The organism is Desulfuromonas sp. CSMB_57, from assembly GCF_020194955.2.
Classification (GTDB): domain Bacteria; phylum Desulfobacterota; class Desulfuromonadia; order Desulfuromonadales; family Syntrophotaleaceae; genus JAFCIY02.
Window position 1 is genome coordinate 1 of record NZ_JAFCIY020000032.1, and the last position, 20,126, is coordinate 20,126.

20 protein-coding genes and 1 pseudogene are annotated in these 20,126 nt (G+C 46.5%); 6 read left to right on the forward strand and 15 right to left on the reverse strand.

Annotation, left to right across the window (positions count from 1 at the left end; translation table 11 throughout):
* Window positions 1-667 precede the first annotated feature (667 nt).
* Window positions 668-937, forward strand: a complete 270-nt coding sequence (locus JQN68_RS14770) for a CcdB family protein (protein ID WP_225073381.1) — start codon at window positions 668-670, stop codon at window positions 935-937.
* On the opposite strand, the gene JQN68_RS10235 is transcribed toward JQN68_RS14770, so the two are convergent.
* The gene (locus tag JQN68_RS10235; protein WP_225073356.1) at window positions 885-1,445 is read right to left on the reverse strand and encodes an OsmC family protein; all 561 of its coding nucleotides are present in this window, start codon (window positions 1,443-1,445) and stop codon (window positions 885-887) included. The genes JQN68_RS14770 and JQN68_RS10235 overlap by 53 nt on opposite strands.
* A 139-nt stretch (window positions 1,446-1,584) precedes the next feature.
* Window positions 1,585-2,202, reverse strand: coding sequence for a cyclase family protein (locus JQN68_RS10240; RefSeq protein ID WP_249621170.1), 618 nt, complete (start codon window positions 2,200-2,202; stop codon window positions 1,585-1,587).
* A 285-nt stretch (window positions 2,203-2,487) separates the two neighbouring features.
* Between JQN68_RS10240 and JQN68_RS10245 the strand changes: the two genes are divergently transcribed.
* From JQN68_RS10245 to JQN68_RS14890, 4 genes are all read left to right on the forward strand, one after another.
* A complete protein-coding gene (locus tag JQN68_RS10245) occupies window positions 2,488-2,721 on the forward strand; it encodes a hypothetical protein (protein ID WP_225073358.1) in 234 nt (77 codons plus the stop codon).
* 25 nt (window positions 2,722-2,746) lie between these two features.
* Window positions 2,747-3,016, forward strand: coding sequence for a hypothetical protein (locus tag JQN68_RS10250; protein ID WP_225073359.1), 270 nt, complete (start codon window positions 2,747-2,749; stop codon window positions 3,014-3,016).
* Between the two features lie 26 nt (window positions 3,017-3,042).
* The gene (locus JQN68_RS10255; protein ID WP_225073360.1) at window positions 3,043-3,315 is read left to right on the forward strand and encodes a hypothetical protein; all 273 of its coding nucleotides are present in this window, start codon (window positions 3,043-3,045) and stop codon (window positions 3,313-3,315) included.
* 163 nt (window positions 3,316-3,478) lie between these two features.
* Window positions 3,479-3,682, forward strand: a complete 204-nt coding sequence (locus tag JQN68_RS14890; RefSeq protein ID WP_502799357.1) for a GSU3473 family protein — start codon at window positions 3,479-3,481, stop codon at window positions 3,680-3,682.
* A 36-nt stretch (window positions 3,683-3,718) separates the two neighbouring features.
* Here JQN68_RS14890 and JQN68_RS10260 read toward each other — a convergent pair whose 3' ends face one another.
* A complete protein-coding gene (locus tag JQN68_RS10260) occupies window positions 3,719-5,923 on the reverse strand; it encodes a fused MFS/spermidine synthase (RefSeq protein ID WP_225073361.1) in 2,205 nt (734 codons plus the stop codon).
* A 305-nt stretch (window positions 5,924-6,228) separates the two neighbouring features.
* On the opposite strand from JQN68_RS10260, the gene JQN68_RS10265 reads away from it, so the two are divergent.
* Complete coding sequence (locus tag JQN68_RS10265) at window positions 6,229-7,035, forward strand: dolichyl-phosphate beta-glucosyltransferase (RefSeq protein WP_225073362.1); 807 nt, start codon at window positions 6,229-6,231, stop codon at window positions 7,033-7,035.
* A 265-nt stretch (window positions 7,036-7,300) separates the two neighbouring features.
* Here the strand turns inward: JQN68_RS10265 and JQN68_RS10270 are convergent, their stop codons facing one another.
* From JQN68_RS10270 to JQN68_RS10320, 12 genes and pseudogenes are all read right to left on the reverse strand, one after another.
* Entirely contained in the window at window positions 7,301-8,395 is a 1,095-nt protein-coding gene (locus tag JQN68_RS10270) for a glycosyltransferase family 87 protein (protein WP_225073363.1), read from the reverse strand.
* 282 nt (window positions 8,396-8,677) lie between these two features.
* On the reverse strand, window positions 8,678-10,222 hold the full coding sequence (locus JQN68_RS10275) for a hypothetical protein (protein WP_225073364.1): 1,545 nt from the start codon (window positions 10,220-10,222) through the stop codon (window positions 8,678-8,680).
* A 61-nt stretch (window positions 10,223-10,283) separates the two neighbouring features.
* Window positions 10,284-10,844, reverse strand: a complete 561-nt coding sequence (locus tag JQN68_RS10280) for a class I SAM-dependent methyltransferase (protein WP_225073365.1) — start codon at window positions 10,842-10,844, stop codon at window positions 10,284-10,286.
* Window positions 10,841-11,224, reverse strand: coding sequence for a GtrA family protein (locus JQN68_RS14775; RefSeq protein WP_349632313.1), 384 nt, complete (start codon window positions 11,222-11,224; stop codon window positions 10,841-10,843). Before JQN68_RS14775 ends, JQN68_RS10280 begins: the two co-directional genes overlap by 4 nt.
* Before the next feature lie 21 nt (window positions 11,225-11,245).
* A pseudogene (locus JQN68_RS14780) lies at window positions 11,246-11,974 on the reverse strand (glycosyltransferase family 2 protein); the annotation flags it as partial.
* A 19-nt stretch (window positions 11,975-11,993) separates the two neighbouring features.
* Complete coding sequence (locus tag JQN68_RS10290) at window positions 11,994-12,980, reverse strand: UDP-glucuronic acid decarboxylase family protein (RefSeq protein WP_249621171.1); 987 nt, start codon at window positions 12,978-12,980, stop codon at window positions 11,994-11,996.
* 20 nt (window positions 12,981-13,000) lie between these two features.
* Window positions 13,001-14,503 (reverse strand): hypothetical protein, encoded by a 1,503-nt coding sequence (locus tag JQN68_RS10295; RefSeq protein ID WP_225073368.1) that lies wholly within the window; start codon window positions 14,501-14,503, stop codon window positions 13,001-13,003.
* A gap of 8 nt (window positions 14,504-14,511) precedes the next feature.
* Window positions 14,512-15,279: a tetratricopeptide repeat protein gene (locus tag JQN68_RS10300; protein WP_249621172.1), complete on the reverse strand. Its 768-nt coding sequence runs from the start codon at window positions 15,277-15,279 to the stop codon at window positions 14,512-14,514.
* A gap of 254 nt (window positions 15,280-15,533) precedes the next feature.
* On the reverse strand, window positions 15,534-16,517 hold the full coding sequence (locus JQN68_RS10305; protein WP_225073370.1) for a type II secretion system F family protein: 984 nt from the start codon (window positions 16,515-16,517) through the stop codon (window positions 15,534-15,536).
* Between the two features lie 11 nt (window positions 16,518-16,528).
* Window positions 16,529-17,506, reverse strand: coding sequence for a type II secretion system F family protein (locus tag JQN68_RS14785; protein ID WP_225073371.1), 978 nt, complete (start codon window positions 17,504-17,506; stop codon window positions 16,529-16,531).
* Window positions 17,507-17,569: 63 nt separating this feature from the next.
* The gene (locus JQN68_RS10315) at window positions 17,570-18,919 is read right to left on the reverse strand and encodes a TadA family conjugal transfer-associated ATPase (RefSeq protein ID WP_225073372.1); all 1,350 of its coding nucleotides are present in this window, start codon (window positions 18,917-18,919) and stop codon (window positions 17,570-17,572) included.
* Between the two features lie 9 nt (window positions 18,920-18,928).
* Window positions 18,929-20,107 carry a CpaE/TadZ family protein gene (locus tag JQN68_RS10320; RefSeq protein WP_225073373.1) on the reverse strand — a complete coding sequence of 393 codons (1,179 nt, stop codon included), beginning with the start codon at window positions 20,105-20,107 and terminating at the stop codon, window positions 18,929-18,931.
* Between the last annotated feature and the right edge of the window lie 19 nt (window positions 20,108-20,126).

A 20,126-nucleotide genomic window follows, 5' to 3' on the forward strand; every position in this document is an offset into this window, starting at 1 on the left:
TTTATCCAAGCGGCCATAAAAAGTAAGCAAAAAGGGCCTTTCTCCTGCGGAGGGCATGGCATTCGCGGGAGGCGGCGTCTTTTTTCGCCGGTCCAGCAGCTGACCGGATGGCGTCTTCGATCCACCGAGAGGCTACGGCCCCAGCTGAACAAGTTCAGATGGGCAGAATTGGTCCGGCGGTGCTCCGTTGGCAGCGGAGGCGGTGAAAACGAAATTTTCCCTACCGCAGGCCCTGGCCTGCTTGTGATTTTGTCTTCCATCCACCCAGCAGCGCCGGTGTTGGCAACAGGGGGGCAGGAAGGATGGCGCACCGCCGCCGTCGGCAAGAGCGATCCTCGCAGACGCGCCACCCGTTCAATACTCTAAAGGTCTGAAATCACACCGTTTCCACGCGAATGCCATAGGGCGTTAGCCGGTCTTACGTCGTTTCTTTGCCTACTTTCTATTGGACGAGCAAAGAAAGTAGGCCGGCTGCCGGCCGGGACCGGCGAACCTGGTTCTGGGTTAGAATTTGATAGTATCCAAGGTCAAAGACAAGATGTGCGGCCATAATTTGCGCATGCAAAGCGTATAGGAGGAATCGTGGGCAATACAGCGCGCAAACAACCGGCCAATTTAAGTATTCGAAGTGATCTTTTGCGGCAGGCTAAGGAACGGAAAATTAATGATGGCCCAATTCGATATTTACCGAAGAGCGGATGAGGGGATTGCTTTCCTGCTGGATCTTCAGGATGACATGCTGGAAGTGCTGTCTACCCGGGTTGTGGCGCCCATGGTCCCTGAGGGGGCCGTAGGACCTGCCATGTGGGACCTTAATCCTATCCTGACACAGGGGGGGCTTCCAACCAAGGACCGCCGGCCCGAAGCCGGCGGTCCCAGCATCCTCATGCCTTCTCCAATTTCACATCCACCGGCACCGGCTTGGCAATGCTGTTGAAAACCGGCGAATATTTCTGCGCCATCCGCACCAGTTCCTCCTTCTGCTCATCCGACAGATCCGCATCGATTTTGAAGAACACCCGGATGTTCTTGTAGCCCACCGGAACCTGTTCCGACAGGCCCAAAAAGCCCTGCAGGTCCAGATCCCCCTCGTACCTGGATTCGACCTTCCTGATGGCTATCCCCCGTGCCGCCGCATGGGCCACCAGGCTGGTGGTCAGGCACCCGGAGAGAGCCACCAGCAGGTACTCCACCGGGTTGGGACCCAGGTTCCGGCCGCATAGGACCGGCGGTTCGTCGATCTCAAATTCGATGGCCGGCCGCGAATCGTCCTCTTGCAGAGCGCCGAAGAAATCCTTCACCCTGGCCCGGTTGTGAGTGCCGTCGACCCAGGTGTTGCGGGCCCGGAATTGAAACTCGGCGATTTTTGGATTTTCCTTGATCAGTTCGATGGTTTTTACGAGTTGATCGACATTGATACCGTTGACCATCTTGTCCGGTGCCATGGCGTAGCTCCTTTCCATCTGGTTTGGAGACCGGTTCAAGCCGAACCGGCCCAACGCTCAGGGATGACCGGTCGTTGCGGTGGATCTGATCGCAAGGCCCTGTCTGCCAAGTATAGCATCCGGGCGGCAGGGCGCCCCTTTAATATCTCACCACCACCCGGCACGGGGCTCCGCTGGTGCCCGTCAGGCGCAGGGGCAGAACGAAAATTTCCCCGCCCGATTCCACCTCCCGGGCCGGCTTGGGGTCCAAATCCTCAACCAGATATTTGTCTGCCCGCGCCAACATGCGATGGAATTCGAAGGGTTCAGACTCGAAAACCTCGATTTCCCCGGCCAGCACCCAGACGGTCGGGGGCAGGGCGATGAGTCGCTCCAGGGCTGGTCCTGTCAGGACCGCCGGGCCGTTTTGGGGAGTCTGGAGAAAAAGTATCGTTTGGTCCCGGTAGACCCTGAGCGGGCGCTCCAAATCCCCTGGTGAAGCCTTGGCGGGCAGGTCGAGAAGCATATAGCGACCCATCATCCGATCCACCGGCAACGCCTCCAGGGTGGCGCCTCCATCCAGAAAATGGGCCGGAGCGTCAATGTGGGTACCGGTCTGGGTGCCGAGAGTCAGGCGCGCAACCCGAAAGCCCTGTTGGGTAATACCCGCCCAGTCGTGACATTCAAAGGGCGGATCGACGTAATCCGCCGAGGTATATATGTCCAGGTTGTTGTCCAAAGGTTTGGTGAGATCAAGATGACGGCGGTATTGAGGCATTGAAACTCCCTGGGCGGTCAGTTGGGGCATGAATGAGGACCTGGTAAGAAAATCGATGCGCAGCGACAAGAAAAGCCGCCAACCATCGCCGAAGCTTTCCCATTGCCCGCAACCCGTCAAATCTGCTAAATTCTATCATGTTCCCACTGCACCAGGCATGGCCCGCAGGCGATTCTCCGGGATAACTCGTGGTTGGTTCCGGTTGAATTCGACGCCGGGCGCTTTTCGAGCGACACGACCGCCCTGCATAATCGGGCAGAACTTTATCGACAGGAGGCAAGGATAATGCTTTTTCGCAACAAATGTGCGGCCTGTGACTACTGGACCATCTTTGAGCTCAAAATCGATGGCGAACGCGCCGACCAGACCTGCACCCACTGCCAGGCAACCGCTAAAATCGAGTGGAACAGCGAAGCCGAAATCCTGATTCGGGATGGCGAACGCGACATCCAGGCCCTGGAACGGCATTTCCCCGTTTTGGGACAACTCAAAGAGCGCGGCGACCATATCCGTTTCTAGAACGCCAACCCTGGAGAAATCTTTCATGACCAGAATCATCAAGGAAATCGAACCGTTTTTGCATCGCCAGAAATGTCCCGGGTGCGGATACTACACCGTTTACGAAGTTTTTCCCCAAGGCGACAAGGCCATCGATACCTGCACTCACTGCGGACATCAGATGCAGATTCTCTGGCATCACGAAATCAAGGCCGTGTTCCGCAATTCAGAGAAATTCTTCCGCAACATGGAAGAAATCTATCCGGAACTGGCACAGCTGAAAAACCGCGGCGACCATATCAAGTTGGATGATTAATGCAAGTCGATGCAGGAGAGGAAACGATGAAAGTCATTTTGCGAATTGCCGATGCGGCCGTGGCCGAAAAATTCGGCCTGGAGTCGGTTGTTGAAATTAACTGCACCGAGGAGTATTGCGCGTCCTCTTTCGGCTACCCGGTCTTCCTGATCGGCGAGGAAAATATATTCACCGGCGAACTTTTTCGCCAACTTCGCGACACCGGTGGCGCGACCCTGGAAACCGATAATCCGACCAAGGTCTGCCTGGGGTTGGGTTTGGCCCGTAACGAACCCGGCTTGGTGGTTGTTGAAGCGTAACGGCGTCCTACGGAGGAGTTTGGAGATTGCAGCGATCGGTGTATAATTAAAGACGACGGCCTCCCGCCCACTGTGCCGGGAGGGTCGCCGTCTGTCTGCCGCAAACACGTATCCGCCATTTGTTGCGGTTCGCCGCAGCAGGCAGAAAGGGGAACGGGCCATGATGATTGCAGTACGCTATCGGGATGGCAGTTACGATCGGGTTAAGGCGAGTAGTCTCGATCACCTCCTTGCAACCAATCAGGTTGAGCTGTTCTGGCGCTCCTCCGGGCCTGTACTGGTCGGTCGTGACCCGATCCGCAAACAGAGAGCCGTTGAGCCCTACTGGGGCGAAGACCGACGTGCAGTGGAGAGGTTGGCCGTTTAAATGAAAGCCCCGTTTTGCGGGGCTTTTTTTGAGTCCTCACTTCAGCAGTTGAATCAGGTTGGAAAATTGATCGGTCCAGACCATGGGCTTGACGGCCGGGTGGATTTCCTTCCAATGCGGATTGTCCTTCAAATGCCTGATTTTTGATTCAGGGCGGCCCATGGCAGCGTAGGTAGAAGGCAGGAAACCCGTTTTCTCAAGACTTTTCGCAATCCGGTTGTCATCCCTTATCAGGCAACGCAGTCCCAATTCCTTGGCCAGTCCGGCCATCAACGGTTCCAGGTTTAAGAAACGGTTGGAGATGTGAAACAATAGAATCCCTTCCGGAGCCAGTTTATCCAGGTAAATGGCCACCGCCTCCCGGGTCAGAAGATGGGCCGGGATGGCATCGGAACTGAATGCATCCAGAACAATCACATCGAATTCCCCCGATTTTGCCTTGGTGATGGTCAGGCGCCCATCTCCCAGAACCACCTCAAAATTTCCCTGTATGGTGCTCAGAAAGCGGAAGAAACGCTCATTGCGGGCAATGCCCTCGATTTCCGGATCGATTTCAAAAAAGGTAAAGTGATCCCCGGGGCGTGCATAACTGGCAAGGGACCCAACTCCCAGACCAATAACGGCAACTTTTCTTTGAACATTGGATGAACGGGAGATATTGAAGATATCCGCGGCCGGGCCTAAGGGGTGATAGTAGGTTAAGGGAGTGATTTCGCCATGGGAATCTATCCGTTGCGCACCGTGGACCGTGGTCCCATGATAAAGGTAATGAATTCCCGACTCTCTGTCGGCAACCACCTGCTTGACCCCAAAAAAGTTTCGGGAAGAATAAATTCGCTGCCCCTGGTCCCATACAGCAAGATGCGCCGACGCCAAAAGCAAGATTCCCACTGCCAGGGCAAAACTCAAACGCCTTTCCTTGCAACTGAGGCAAACCAGGGCGGAAGCAGAAAACACCAGAAAAAATACCAGGTGCTGAAGTCCTGACGGGATATGGTTTTTAAAAAAGAAAAGACCCATCAATGCCGCACTCAAGATGACAAGCCGACCCAAATCCTTTTTCTGTTTTTGGGTATGTTCAAGGTCGGTAACAACCTTTGGGAACACCATGCAGGCCAAAAGGAGTGCCAACGGGTATTCAATGATTTGAAGGAACAGCAATGGGGCAATCAGGGTATTGAAAATACCTCCTAAAACTCCGCCAACCGACATCCAGAAATAAAAACCGGTTAAATAACGCGGATGCGGGCGGTGTGCAGCAAGCTGGCCGTGGCAGACCAATGCAATCAGAAAAAACATTCCGAGATGCAAATAAATCAGGAAGAATTCGGAGATGCGTATGGAGAAAAAGAAAAAGGGCGCAAACGAGATGGCTGCAAAGGGCGCTATTCGTGCCAGAACAGCCTGAGATATCAACTTTTTTCTGGCAAAAACGAGGATAAAGGTGGTCAGATACAAAGCCAGGGGAAAAACCCATAACAAGGGGAGGGCGGCAACGTTGGTGGTGATGTAGGTGGTGGTACCCAACATCATACTGGAGGGCACAAAAGCACAAAATATCCAGAAAAACCTTTGTCGTACAGAAGGTTTGTTCAACGGATCCAGACCGCCATCCATCTCTCCAACCGGGATCGGTCGAACCGTAGCCTTGGATTGGCTGCTTCTGAAAGCCCAGAGCCCGCAGGTACCGATCAAGGCTATGAGCAAAATATACCCAAGAGTCCACGTCAAGCTCTGGTTGTTAAGTCGCAGGGCCGGTTCAACAAGCAGAGGATAACCAAAAAGGGCTATGAGACTGCCAAGGTTGCTCGCTGCGTAAAGATAATAGGGGTCCTGTGCAGTGGGGTGATTCGTCCGGGAAAACCAATTTTGCAGTAAAGGAGCGCTGCTGGAAACGATAAAAAAAGGCAGACCCAAATTTATGGATAATTGCATGAGAAGAAAAATGGCTGGAATGGCATCGGCGGGAGGTTCTGTATCGAAGGAAAACGGCAAAGCGGCCAAGCCAATGGCCATAAGAGTAAAATGCAGGAAAATTTGCCGACGAAATTGCCTTATCTTGGTACAGAAGTGAGCGTAACCATAACCGAGTAGTAGGAATGTTTGAAAAAATACCATGCAAACATTCCAGACCGCAGGGGTGCCCCCAAAAAAAGGCAACAGCATTTTTCCGGCCATCGGCTGAATCAGAAAGAGCAGCAAGGCACTTGTAAAAAGGGTCACTGCATAACACATCACCATGTTTAACTTCCCTTCGTTTTGGCGTTAGCGATGTTGTGCCCAGTATAATGGCAAAACACCGCAGGTCAAACTCTCTTTATGGATTTACACCAAGGGAAATGAACAGGAAAAAAATGTTTACCTACATATATATTTTAAAATTGAATAATTTAATGACGCTTTTAGTTTTGAAGTATAAAAAAGGTCCAAATGGCTGGTCTTTCTTCAAAATCCCGTTACAATGGAGGAACCATCAACAGCGAGTGAACCAATAAGCGTTGAAAAAATCAGTCTGAAAAAAAAGGCTGTTTTCCTTAGGAGTCTTCATGTCCCCAAAAAACCTGGAAATATCCGTGGTGGTCCCCGCATACAATGAGGAAAAGCGAATTGCTGTCAGTTTGCCTGTGATCTGGAATGCCTTGGCCGCCAGGTTCTCACGATTTGAAATCCTGGTGGTGGATGACGGCAGTTCGGATAGGACATCGGAAAAAGTGATGGAGTTTGGCGACAGCGGGCATCCCGAGGTGCGGGTTATTCGCTACGGTGCCAATCGTGGCAAGGGTTATGCGGTGCGAACCGGCATGCTGGCCGCTCAAGGGGAAATTGTTCTTTTCAGTGATGCCGACCTTTCCACTCCCATGGAGGAGTTGGATAAGCTCAAAAAAGTTCTGGATGAGGGGTATGACCTGGCTATCGGTTCCCGGGCGCTGAAGGAATCCCAAATAGAACTTCGGCAGCCTTTTTATAGAGTGTTGATGGGAAAAACATTCAACAAGATTGTTCAGCTAATGGCTCTGCCTGGGGTTTGGGACAGTCAATGTGGGTTCAAGATTTTCAAAAGAGCTGCCGCAAAGGAACTGTTTGGTTCAAGCCGGATTGACGGATTCAGTTTTGATGTAGAAATTCTATTTTTGGCAAGGAAGCGGGGGATGGTTTTTCGCGAGGTTCCAGTGCGTTGGATAAATTCGCCGGAAAGCAAGGTAAATCCAATAGGTCATTCCTTGCAGATGATCAAAGAAATATTTGTTATAAGGTGGCTGTATATTTTTGAAAAATATGAATTTCGACAAACTTTCCAAATAGGAAAAGAATCGCACACTCTTGTAGAATTGACTAGGCAAAGAAATATTTAAAAAATTACATACATAATTGAAAAAAATATTTACTAAGAAAAATAACCCTGCAAGAATCTTTGGACAAATGGCCGGAGTCGGCTACAACCCTCGACGACAGGAGGAGTCGATGGGCGCCATACCCAAGACCTGCTCGATATCTTGAACAAGGATTAAAAGAATCTTGAAGACCCCATAGGGGTAACGGGCCCCAAAAGCAACTGACCACTCAACTGCAAAAGCGCGCCATGCAGGCCGATATGATTGATCATCTCGGCATATTACGTTATCGAAATGAATTATTTTTTGAAACAGCACTAAAAAAGACAACTTTGTAAGCCAAAATAATCCACAATAGAAACAAGGAGAAAATTGTCATGACTGAGTGATTGTAGCGATGGGAAAAAGAAATTACCAAAATTGATAAGATCATAAGAGTAATTACTGCCTTGTTTGATTGATTCGTGCTCCATAGGTAAGCATATGTAAACATGAGAATTGTGAGATGATAATAAAGGAAAGCAGGCATTGTCAAAAACATTGCAGGAATTGCAAAAGCTACAATTAGAGGCCAATCAAGTTGCTTTTTTATAAAAATTATTAATGCAGTAATTAATGCCATTGCTCCTGAATAGCACCAGAAAAAGAATATTCCGTAATTTTCTATCCATAGAGATCTGGGGATGTAAAAGCCTTGGTGAGCATGGCCCATGGCTTTAAACCACCCCATTGCCCCCGGAATAATTAAAGAACCACCAACGACTGCGATGCTGGCGGCAAATATTCGCCAGTTTTTAAGCCCTAATGACATTGCAATCGCCAAAGGAAAGACCTTAAATAGAGCGGCAGTACCCAAGAGAGTGCCACACAAGATGGGTCGATTTTTTGTCAGAGCAAAAGTAGCGATTGATACTAGGAAGAGCATTAATGCGTTTACGTTACTAAAGACTATGTTGTGTATGAACGGTATCCAAAAAACAGAAAGCATTAATGGATAAACAAAGCTTCTTCCGGAAGCATTACCAAGACTCAAAACTATGGCATTTGCGCATAGATACATCAATATATTTAAAAAAATCATTGTAGTTTTTGCATCATAATAATCCATTAAACCTAATGGTGCCAATATATACGCTGACAGTAAGGAATATGGATAAATTAAAAAACCTGGCCTTTTTTCAGGTATGTTATATTTATTATTCAAATCTATTTTAAAAACATCATCAACTGGTACGCTATTGTCTAAAACAGTTCTAGCAGCATAATAATAAGAAGGAAAATCAGTAGTATTGGTGGACCTTGCCATGGATACAGAAAAAAAGTAACAGAAAATTAAAGATAAAAAAATCAAAAGTATATTTATACTATTATTTTTAGTCATTATATTTGTCCTTTAATAGAAAAATACAAATTGAAGCATATGTATTCAATAGAAAGTTTGTAAAAAACCTACATATTTACTGTTTTAGAGCCAATGCATCCAAAATTAAATAATTAAATTCTTAAATTAAACCGACCAAGCAATCGCTAAAACATATTATGAACTGTTTTCGTTGATTAAATTTGCTGATATTTTTTTGGCCTGACCATAGTTTGAAAAAGTTTTTGAAAAATGAAATTTTTCATAAATAATATCCTCTTCACTGGAAGGGAATAAATTTTTTCAATGACGTCTCCACAACGTAAGGTTTCCGTTAGAAAAATACATTTTGTAAAACGGGTTTAAATTTGTTTGCATTTCTTGAGATAAATCCCAGCCAATAACTTCCGAAATTTCATTGTATTTTGAAAAATCTATTGAAATAGGATCGTTCTCGATATAGTTCAAAAGAGCAACTGATGTGATATTTTTTTTAAATTTTATTGGAAATAAATTAGTTGTAGCTTGATAGTTTCCAACATCTACACAACCATTTGAAATGCCATAATAAGAGGGACTGTGTAAAATTGTGTCGATTTTTGGCCACAATTGTTGTCTTGTTTTGTAGAGCATAATTGAGTCTCCCTTTGAGCAGCCAAAATTTAAGCCACTGACAAAGGTCAATATATTTTTTGTTTCATTTTTTATTATTATTATATTGATTGCCAGAGAAAATATTGCTGCAGCTATTATGCAAAAATCAATAACTATATTTGGTTTTTTAATAACATCCGAAAATAAAGGAAGTAAAAGAATAAGAATGACCCAGGGTATCCTGCTGTTGAAAAAACCTCCGCCACCAAATGAAGAAGGAGCTAAACAATAAATTGTTGCTAGAATTGAAATTAAGATTAAAATAAATTTTTGTTCAGTTCTCTTTGGTGTATTCGAAAAATCTTTCCATCCCTCTTTGAGTATGAGAAACATTGAAAACCATAAAGCAGAAATGGGAAGAATTTGCATAGGCGAAAAGGATAGGGTAGAGAAACCTATAAGTGATGAAAGAAGTTCATATGAACGATCTATGGATAATAGATATGAAAAATTAAAGATATTAGAGGAGGGCGCCATGTTTGAAATATAGAAAATGGTTAATGCAATAAGTGGGTGGATGCAGATCAGGAATTTAACAAGTGAGATGGGCATTTTTCTTAGGTTTTGATTCTTAACAACTGAAAAAACCATTAAAGCCAAAATATAATATGCAAAAGGAATGAGGTGTAAGAAAAAGATAAAAATGCCAACACTGTTGTAACAGACAAATTTGAGTTGCACTTTCCAATTCTTGCTAATCCATACTAATGAAATAGCAAATAAAAAGAAGGGGACGGCTATAGCATAACTATAGAAACCCATCATAAGTGTAAAATTGAAAATAACAGGGATAGCAAAAAGCTTAATTTTTTTGGAAAAAAATGACGGCTTTGAAAATGTAGAAATAAAAAGAGGTACACTTATTCCAAGGAAAATAACATATAACGATAGAAATATCTTTTCTGCGGTTATGCCTTCTACAAGAAAGAGGAGAGGATAGGTGAAAAGGGTAAACCCAAGATTTGGGGTAGGCTCTAGGCTATAAGTAAAATAATCGCCCCATTTTTTTCCACCATAAATTAGATCATGCAAGATTTGTAAATTATATATGTGACTTGGTCCATCCTGTGAAGGGAAATACGGAAAGATCCAAATAAGACCAATATGGGCGACAATGAAAAATATATATATTTGAGTATACGTGATTTTTTTTAAGAACTCTTTTGAAGAAAAATTTTTTGTAAAAAAGCCCAAAATGTTCTCCTGGTCGTTTTTTCAATATAAGGAATTCAAAATCAAAAAAAACCTGTTTCAATTATGAAATTGCTACCAAAAAGTTGTTCATGCCCAACTGAAAATATCTATGAATCTCCACTGTAAAGCCATTTTTTTCAAGTAAAATTTTAATACTTTTCCTATTGTAGTAAACTTTATGGTCTAAAATTTCTTCACGACTGACAATTCTAAGACGGAAGGCTAAGAATTCTAACACTGGTTTGGCAATTTTGCTCGGCACTGTTATTAACAATTTTCCGCCAGGAACTAACACGCGTCGAATTTCACGCAAGGTAATAGCAGGGTCCTCCAGATGTTCCAATACTGCAAGCATGGTAACGATGTCAAAAGAATTGTCGACATATGGCAAGTGATTTGTAAGTACCAATTGCTCAGTACGAATTTTTCCTTTGGAAAATTCAGGCACTTTAAGGTCTAATCCAACTCCAACTGAGATGTAAGGTTCTATATCATGCAATAGCTTGGCATTCCAGCCACAGCCAATGTCAAGGAGGCGGCAATCTCGCTGCTTTGCAATGTATTGAAAGACGCGACGGATACGCATTTTTCGCAATATGGGTTCTAATATCGGTTCTTTCATAATTGCGATATATTTTTTTCGGGGAAAACAATATATTTTCGCATAAAAAAATTACCAAAAAATCCGACAAGGGCCGCCAGGGACTTGCTAAAAATTGGAGATGCTCCGATTGTGCCAAAAAAAATTGTGATACCAAAATCAAACGAGCCCATCATTAATAGTGTTACCAAGTATGCCATAAGTTCAAAAGGTGTATTCCAGAATGCCTTATGTCTGAAAAGAATTGAAATGCATAAAATGTAGTTAATTACTGCTGCACCGAAAAATGCTGAAACAGTGGCTATGGTTATATTAAAACCAGAAAATAATAACAAGCTGAAAAGAAGAATGTTGGCGATTGCGCTTGTTCCACCTACAACAAAGTATAATAACAACTGCATAGGAAGCGGGGCCGTATGAGAGCTGTAATGCAGTATGCAGTAAAGTGCCCTAACACCATCCTTCCAGTTAATCTTTTTGCCCTCTTCAAAGCTTCTTGGCTCGTAGCTAATTGCACATTCCCATATTCGGCAGCGCATTTGGGCAATTTTCGCAACAACCTCTGGTTCGAATCCAAAGCGGTTTTCCTTGATTTCGATAGACTGAATAATATCCCGTCGGAATAGTTTATAACATGTTTCCATGTCTGAGATATCTAGGTTTGTCATCATGTTAGAAACAAAGGTCAGTGCCTTGTTCATCCAGCTATGCCAGAAATAAAGAATCTTGCGGGACTGTGGGCGAAGGTAGCGGGAGCCGAAAACAACGTCAGCTTCATTAATCAAAAGAGTCTCAACAAGCTCTTTGTATTCTAACGGTTCATATTCAAGGTCGGCGTCTTGAATGCCCACGAAATCTCCTGTTGCATGCACGAAGCCTGTCCGTAGCGCTGCCCCTTTTCCCATGTTGACCTGGTGACAAATAACCTTGATTTCAGGATTTTGGCGTTCCAAGTCATGGGCTACTGCGAGACTATTGTCTTTTGAGCAGTCATCAACGATAATAATTTCAAGGTTTAAATTTTTTGATTTAAGTTGTAATACACGCTCAAGACAAGGCTTGAGTGTATTTTCTTCGTTGTAACAGGGGATAACCAAGCTTAGCGTGCGACGATTTGAAGATAAAATATCAATATTATTTGATATATTCATTATTTAATCCATTATTTAATTATTTTGACATGCTTTTTCCGTTTTTTAGTTCCGTTTCGAAATATAGAATTGTTTGTAAAAGACCATCTTTTATTCCAACATTTGGCATCCAATCCAATTTTTTAATTGCTAAAGAAATATCAGGTTTCCTTTGTTTTGGATCGTCGTTTGGTAAAGATTTATAAATAACGCTAGACCTTGATCCGGTTAAGTCAATGATGAGGTCTGCAAGCTGTTTAATTGTAATTTCAACTGGGTTACCAAGGTTGATTGGGCCTAAAATATCATTAGGGGTGTCCATTAAGGCAACAATACCGTTAATCATGTCGTCAACGTAACAGAAAGCTCGGGTTTGCGAGCCATCTCCATAAACAGTAATATTTTGGCCGCGTAAAGCTTGGACAATAAAGTTCGAAACAACCCTTCCATCGTTGACATGCATTCGAGGTCCATATGTATTGAAGATTCGAGCTACTTTTATTTTTATGGAGTATTGGCGGTGATAGTCAAAAAATAGTGTTTCTGCGCATCGTTTTCCCTCATCGTAACATGAGCGAGAGCCTATTGGGTTCACATGACCCCAGTAGTCTTCGGTTTGCGGGTGCACCAATGGGTCTCCATAAATTTCACTCGTAGATGCTTGGAAAATCTTTGCCTTGGTTCGCTTGGCTAGGCCAAGCATGTTGATTGCGCCATGGACGCTAACTTTGGTTGTTTGAACTGGGTCAAATTGATAATGTATAGGGGCAGCCGGACATGCCAAGTTGTATATCTCATCAATCTCAACATATAGCGGAAAAGTCACATCATGGCGCATTAATTCAAAGTTAGTATTTTCTAAAAGGTGTGATACGTTAGCACGGCGACCAGTGAAATAATTATCCACGCAAAGGACATCGTGTCCATTTGCCAACAACTTTTCGCACAGGTGTGATCCGAGAAAACCAGCACCACCTGTTACCATGACACGTTTTATAGAATCATAATGACGCATTGCTTGTTCCATTTCTCTTTTTTAAAAAAAAATTATTTAGGATGATCTCGTATGAGGATAGAAGCGAAACCGTCAGAATATACTTCGTGCCAGGTTTTCTTTAATATTAAATATCTTATTAAGCTTGAATTTGTTGGGTAAAAGACCCATTTAATTTGGTATTTGTCTAGAAGATCATTTATTTCCTTTTCGACCTTCACAATTTTTTGATAATCATTAAATATTTTAGTACCATACATGTCCGCTCTACCATCAATGAATACAGGTTGTTCAGGCCTTAGCGCATAAATCATATATCCTCCCCAAGCGTATTGGTTGAAAACATTGCCCTTGGGAGGATTGTTTGAAAGATATTCCACTGCTTCTATAGGAAAAATTTTTTCTGGAACTGGGATTAAAATTTTTAAAAATAGCTGTGGTTTCGGAAAAAACGAAGATGAAAGAACGAGGAAAATAATGGCGAGTGTTAAAGTCCCTACTGGACCTGACCACTTAGAGAGAATCAAAGGCTTTTCGAAATTCGCCTTTTTGTTTGAATAGTGTTGAACGATGGGTGTGAGCCATGTTTCGGTGGATTTGGCTAATGCCGGCGCCAAGTAATAACCTGCCACGCTTATGTGACGTTGATGCACCAAGGCCGCATTGATGAAGAAGAGGAGAAAGAGGCGTTCCTGCCATGTGGGCAGATATTTATTTAGTGAAAGTAGGAATATGACGAAAAGTAAAAATAATCGAAAAATCCATTGTTCCTGGAGGTTAGGTGAAAGCCATTCGTTGATGCCCTTTGCAAAAACATCACCGGAAACATGAAATGGAAAAAGGTAAAGTGAATAGCCAAAGGGGTTAATCCCTACGGATAATAATGTTAGAAAAAAAACTAAAACAGAAGTTTTTTGAATTTTTATCCAGTCTTTAAGTGGTCTCGGCTTAAAGGGAAAACCTGCCTCAATATATTTTCCACAAAGAAACATTCCTTGCAGTGCAATACCTAGAATGAAGCCGCCATGCAAATTGACCCATAATATGGTAATTATTGGTAAAAAATATAAATATTTTTGTTGTTTTTTTAAAAGAAAAAAAGATAAACCCCCAAGCAACCATGTGAAGATGTGGGGGCGTGCCAGTAAATGCGAAAGAGATAATATAAATGCCAAGGAGACAAAGACCAGGGTGGGCCATTCACTGGACTCTTTTCTAACTGTCACATATAAAATCCAAAAGCTCAGGGACGCAATGAAAAAGAAAAAGATGCATAACCCGGGCAGTCCTGAAAAGTCATGAACGACTGCCATGACAATTTCTGCCAGCCATTCATGGGCTGTCCAAGGGGTATTGGGGGCGGTATGGGAAAAAACATCTTGGGTGAGAATGGCACGGTCGGCCAACATGCGTTGCCCGGCGGCAATGTGCCAGAAGGTATCCCCATCGTTAAGGGAACGGCCACCGCTGAACAGGGTCAAAAGAATGAAAGTGACCAGGGCGAAAAGTCCGCCAATATCCGGCAACAACCGCGCCGGCTGCCAATTGCGCATCATGTCGAAAGCTATTCTTGGGGACCCTGAATTGCCTGGGTGCGCAGCTGCCTGAGACGATCCAGGTTCTGTTGGGCGCGCAGGTAAAATGTGGGGCTGGTTTGCAACGCTTTACGGAAGGATTGTTCCGCTTTGTCCCAAATTCCCTGGGTCATGTAAAGGTAGCCGATATTGTTGAAGGCTGCGGCCTTGCCGATGGAGTTTTCGAATAATTGCAGAGCCTCGGATTCCTGGTTGTTCAAAAGCAATGCCGTAGCCAGGTTGTTTTTGATGCGTGCATTGTCACGTTCCATGGACAAAGCCCGGCTGAGATAAGAAATGGCTTCGGGATAGCGTCCCTGCAAGGCCAGGTTGAATCCCAAATTGTTTTGGATGTTGGGATCGTCGGGCTGCAAGGAGAGTGCCTCGCGATACAGGGGCTCCGCCAATGCCAGATTGCCTTGGCCAAGCAGATCGTGAGCCATGGCCAATTCCGTCAAGGCCTCAGCGCTCTCCGGCTGTAAATCCTTGGCCTGATATAGGAATTCCATGGCCTTTTCATATTCGCCGCGATCACGAGCTATGCGGCCCAGGCCAAGCAGGGCTCTGAAATTATCCGGATCTTCGTTTAAAACTCGTGTGAAGAGGTCCCGGGAACCGGCCATGTCTCCCTGACGGTACAGAACATCACCCAATCCCGCCATGGCCGGCCGGTAGTTGGGATCCTTTTGTAAGGCCGTCGCGAAGTGCAGACGTGCCAACTGAAGATTCCCCTGCCTGAAATAAGTACTGCCTTTCATGGTCAATTCATCAGAGGGCAGGGTGGCGAGTTGACTTTTCGACACATCGGTCTGAAGGCGGTCAGGGGTCGCCATTCTTGTAACTTGCTGCTGGAAAGGATCCTTTTTGGCACCGCAACCGGCGGTGGCAAAGGCGATTAAGACCAGAGGCAGAACGCAAACCTTCCCCAAATTCAATGCGCGCTGTGCATTCAAGGGTTTTCTCCTTTTTGGCATCCAGAGGCCATATCATGAATAAATGAAATTGTGTGCTCTTACTGTCCGGACATGGCCGGAAACAGGACCTGAATAATTCGTATCACACCAGGCCCAACCAAGACAACGAAGATGGCAGGAAAAATGAAAAAAACCAAGGGGAAAATCAGTTTGACCGTGGATTTTGCAGCCCTTTCTTCAGCAATCTGGCGACGTTTGATGCGCATGGCATCGGAATGAACCCGCAGTGCTTTGGCCAGGCTGGTCCCGAAACGACTGGTCTGGATTAGGATGGTCATCAGGTTGTTGATTTCCGCAACGCCGGTGCGGGTGGCCATGTTCTTGAAACATTCCGGCCTGGCTTTACCGGCGCGAATTTCGAGGTTGGTCAGGTTGAATTCATCACTTAAATCTTTGCACAAGGGCTGCATTTCCTCGCCGACCCGGCGGAAAGTCAGATCCAATCCCAGTCCAGCCTCGACGCATACCACCATCAAATCCAAGGCATCGGGCAAGGCACGGGTAATTCTCGCCTGCCTTGCTCGAAGGAAAAAGCCCAAGATGATGTCAGGCAAACCGAACCCGATGACAAACATGAGCAAAAGGACGAGGAGATTTTTCAGGGTAAAGCTGAAAAACAGGCTGGTAATCAAATAGATCAAGGGAATAAAAATGCCCAGTATGAATTTGGCGGCAAGGAAATTGTAGAAAGCGGCATTAGACCGAAATCCTGCTTGTATCAGTCTTAAACGGTTAGGATTTTCAAGAGCATTGGGGTTTGTGGATACAATAGGGTTGAGCGGCTGCAGAAAGCGCGTTACGAAACTGGATGGTTCGCTTTCCAGCAACTTGGGTTTTTCGGTAAGAGTCCCCGGTCTGCCGGGCAGCAGTTTTTCAAGCCGCTTTTCTTCTGTGCGCTCGCGGAAAAAGGCGTAATAAATCCCGAAAATGACCAAGAAGGCCGCGAGAAACGTCAATGCCAAGATGGCATAATAACTCATGTTTTCAACGGCCAGGTAAAAGAGATTTTTAATGGTAAGCATGGGCCGCCTCCTTAGAGTTCCACATCAACAATCCGGCGAATGACAAAAGCGCCGATAATTTGCAAGACCACTGCCCCCAGCAACATGTACTGGCCTATTTGTTCCTGCCAGAGGAGGGCGATGTAGTCGTGGTTGACAAAATAGATGTAAATGAACAGGACAATGGGGAGCCCGACCAGCACCATGGCGGACAAGCGTCCTTCGGCGGTCAAGGCCTTGACCTGTCTGCGGAATTGGATGCGCTCCCGAATCAGACGGCTGATGTTGTCTAGAATTTCCGCCACGTTTCCACCGGTTTCCCTTTGTATAAGAAGGGAGATGGCGAAAAATCGCAAGTCGGTGCTCGGCACTCGTTCGCACAGGTTCTCAAAGGCGTCCTGAAAGGTGAGACCAAGATTGATTTCGTCGACCGTAGCGCCAAATTCGGACTTGATAGGCTCCAGCATCTCCGAAGCCACCATGTCCAGCCCTGAGGTCAGGGCATGCCCGGAGCGCAAGGCGCGGGCCAGCAAGTCCAGGGCCTCGGGAAGTTGCTCCTGGAATTTGGCGTAATAGCTGTATTCTGCAAGTTTCAAATACCCGAAGGGTAGGGCGGCGAGAATCAACCCAGCAAGAATAGCCATCAGAAAATGGGGCAGAAGTTTTAATCCGAGAAAAAGGCCGATTAGGCCCAAGGCTACTGTCAACACTAGGAATGTAGTGGTATTGAGGGGCAGGGTGGTCTTCAGCAACATGCGGTCCAGTTTGCTGATGCGTGGCATTTTCAGGGCGAGTTGCTCGAAGCCACCCACATCACGCAGAACCTTGTCCCGATAGTTCTTGATTTTATCCTGCCCGTGTTTGCCACCGGCGGAAATATACAACAAGCGCTTTTTGATGGCTTGTTTTTCGGCCAGTTTACTTTCCGTCCAACCCAGGTAAAAAACCATCACCAGGCAGAATACGAACAGGAAAACCGTAGCCATTAATAAGATGTCAAGTAGATTCACGGGGCCTCCCTGTCACATGGCTATAATAAATTTCCAATGCAACTCATTCAATTCGGTTGGTTGCTATTCGTATATTTTATGGGCAAAAAACAGATCTTCAGCGAGATCGATGCCGGCAACTTCGAGTTTTTCTGCAAACTTGGGCCTGATGCCCGTTGCGCGGAAATGACCGAGCACCCGGCCTTGAGGATCGATGCCCTTTTTCTCGAAAACAAAGATGTCCTGCAGGGTAATGATGTCGCCTTCCATGCCGACCACCTCGCTGATGGAGGTGATTTTGCGGGTACCGTCCGTCAAGCGGGACACCTGAACAATCATATCCAGGGCGGATGAGATCATGAAGCGCATGGCCTGCTCGGGCAGATTCACCCCGGTCATGAGAATCATGGACTCCAGTCGGGTCAGGGAGTCGCGGGGCGAGTTGGCGTGAATGGTGGTCAGCGACCCCTCGTGGCCGGTGTTCATGGCCTGCAGCATGTCGAAAGCCTCGGAACCGCGCACCTCGCCGACGATGATGCGGTCCGGGCGCATGCGCAGGCTGTTTTTGACCAGATCCCGCTGGGTGACCAGGCCCGTGCCCTCGATGCTGGCCGGGCGGGTTTCCAGACGCACCACATGTTCCTGTTGAAGCTGAAGTTCCGCCGAGTCTTCGATGGTGACAATGCGCTCGTTGCCCGGGATGAAGCCGGACAGAATATTGAGCAGGGTGGTTTTACCGGAACCGGTACCGCCGGAAATCATGACGTTGAGTTTGGCCTTGACCGATCCGGCCAGCAGGGTGGCAATATCCGGGGTCAGGGATTTGTAGTTGATCAGGTCGTTCATCATCAGCGGATTGACGGAGAACCGCCGGATGGATAGAACCGGTCCGTCCAGGGCCAACGGGGGAATGATGGCGTTGACACGGGAGCCGTCAGCGAGGCGGGCATCCACCATGGGGGAGGATTCGTCGATGCGCCGCCCGACGCGGGAAATGATGCGGTCGATGATGTTCATCAAGTGGGCATTGTCGATGAAGCGGGCACTGGTCTTTTCCAGAATCCCCCGACGTTCCACATAGATGTTTCGATAGGTATTGCAGAGAATATCGGAAATGGTCGGATCCTTGAAAAACGGCTCGATGGGACCGAGACCGGTCAATTCATCCAGTATTTCAATGATCAGAGAGGTTTTTTCTTCCTCGTTGAGCAACACGCGTTCTTCGCTGAGAAAGTAATCGACAATCTTGCCGATTTCCCGCTTCACTTCATCGGCCCCCATGCCGTCGAGGGCCGAGAGGTTGGCCTCTTCGACAAACCGGCTGTGAATCTTGTGTTTGATCTCGTAGAAAAAACCGTCTCGCCCATTCTGGCCGGGTTGGTATTCCGGGGTCGTATCGATTTTATTATTGCTGAACAGGTCCTTAATCGCCATGGTCGCCTCCTAAATCGCTTTGCCGAACACACCGCGAATGCCCCGGTAGGATTCGGCTGCCGCGGGATCCTTGATTTTATCAACGAATTCAACAATATTTTTCGAAAAGGGCGAGCCAGGGGCAAACTGCAACAGGGGAGTGCCCTTGTTGATGGAAGTCATGACCCCTTTGAAGTCGTTGGGAAAGAGCCAGAAAATAGATTTGCCCAGGTTTTTTTCAATATCGGAAACGGACAAGGTGCCCTGCTTCATATATCGATTCACGCAGATTTCCACATTCGCATCGGGAATTCCGGATTTTTTCATGCTTTGACACAGGCGCGAGGTGTTGCGAATCGATGGGACGGACATGTCGGTAATGACGAAAATTTTCTCCGAGGCCTTGAATGCCTGCAGGGTGCAGTCATTCAGAGACATGGAAGGGATATCAATAATGACGTGATCATAAATTTTACGTGCCAGGCTGAGGACGCCCGCAACATGCTCGCCGTTTATCTTTTTACTGTCATCGGGGTTGGCGGGAGCCGAAAGAAACTCCAGGTGGCTGCTGTGACGCGCCATGGCCGCCGATAGAAAGGAAGCATCGAGGCGGTGAAAGTTGGCCACGATGTCGCTGATGGTCGTTTGCGGTACTAGGTCCAAAAGAACCGCCGCATCACCGGACTGAAAACTCATGTCCAGCAGAGCGGTGCGGGTGCCTTTGCGCAGAGCCAAGGCACAGGCGGCATTCACGGCCACCACCGACGCTCCGAGACCGCCTTTGCTGCTAATGAAGCTGAAAATGGAACCGCGCGCAATTTTTCCCGAATTGGCCAGACCGGCTCGAATCTCCTCGATGGCATTGGCGAGCACCTGATCGTTGATGGGAGTGACCAGATACTCGCTGACACCGGCCTTCATGACCTGGACGATATGCTGGGGAAACTGGTTGGCGGAAACGACGAAAAAGGCCGCGTTGGGGAAATGGCCCCGAAGGGTATTCAGCCTTCTGAAGATGACATCGCCTTCCGCCAAGTCATCAATAATGAGGATATCGGGTTGCTCCTTGACGGCAATGGGGCCTTTTTCCGCAACGTTGTTGAACCATTGGTAGGCTTCAACGTTGGGAACGGCCTTCAATTTTTCTAGAAGGAGTGCAACCAGACGATTGTCTGATATTTCAATAGCAATTTTTAGTTTACTGGGCATGAAAAATTACTTTCTTGTG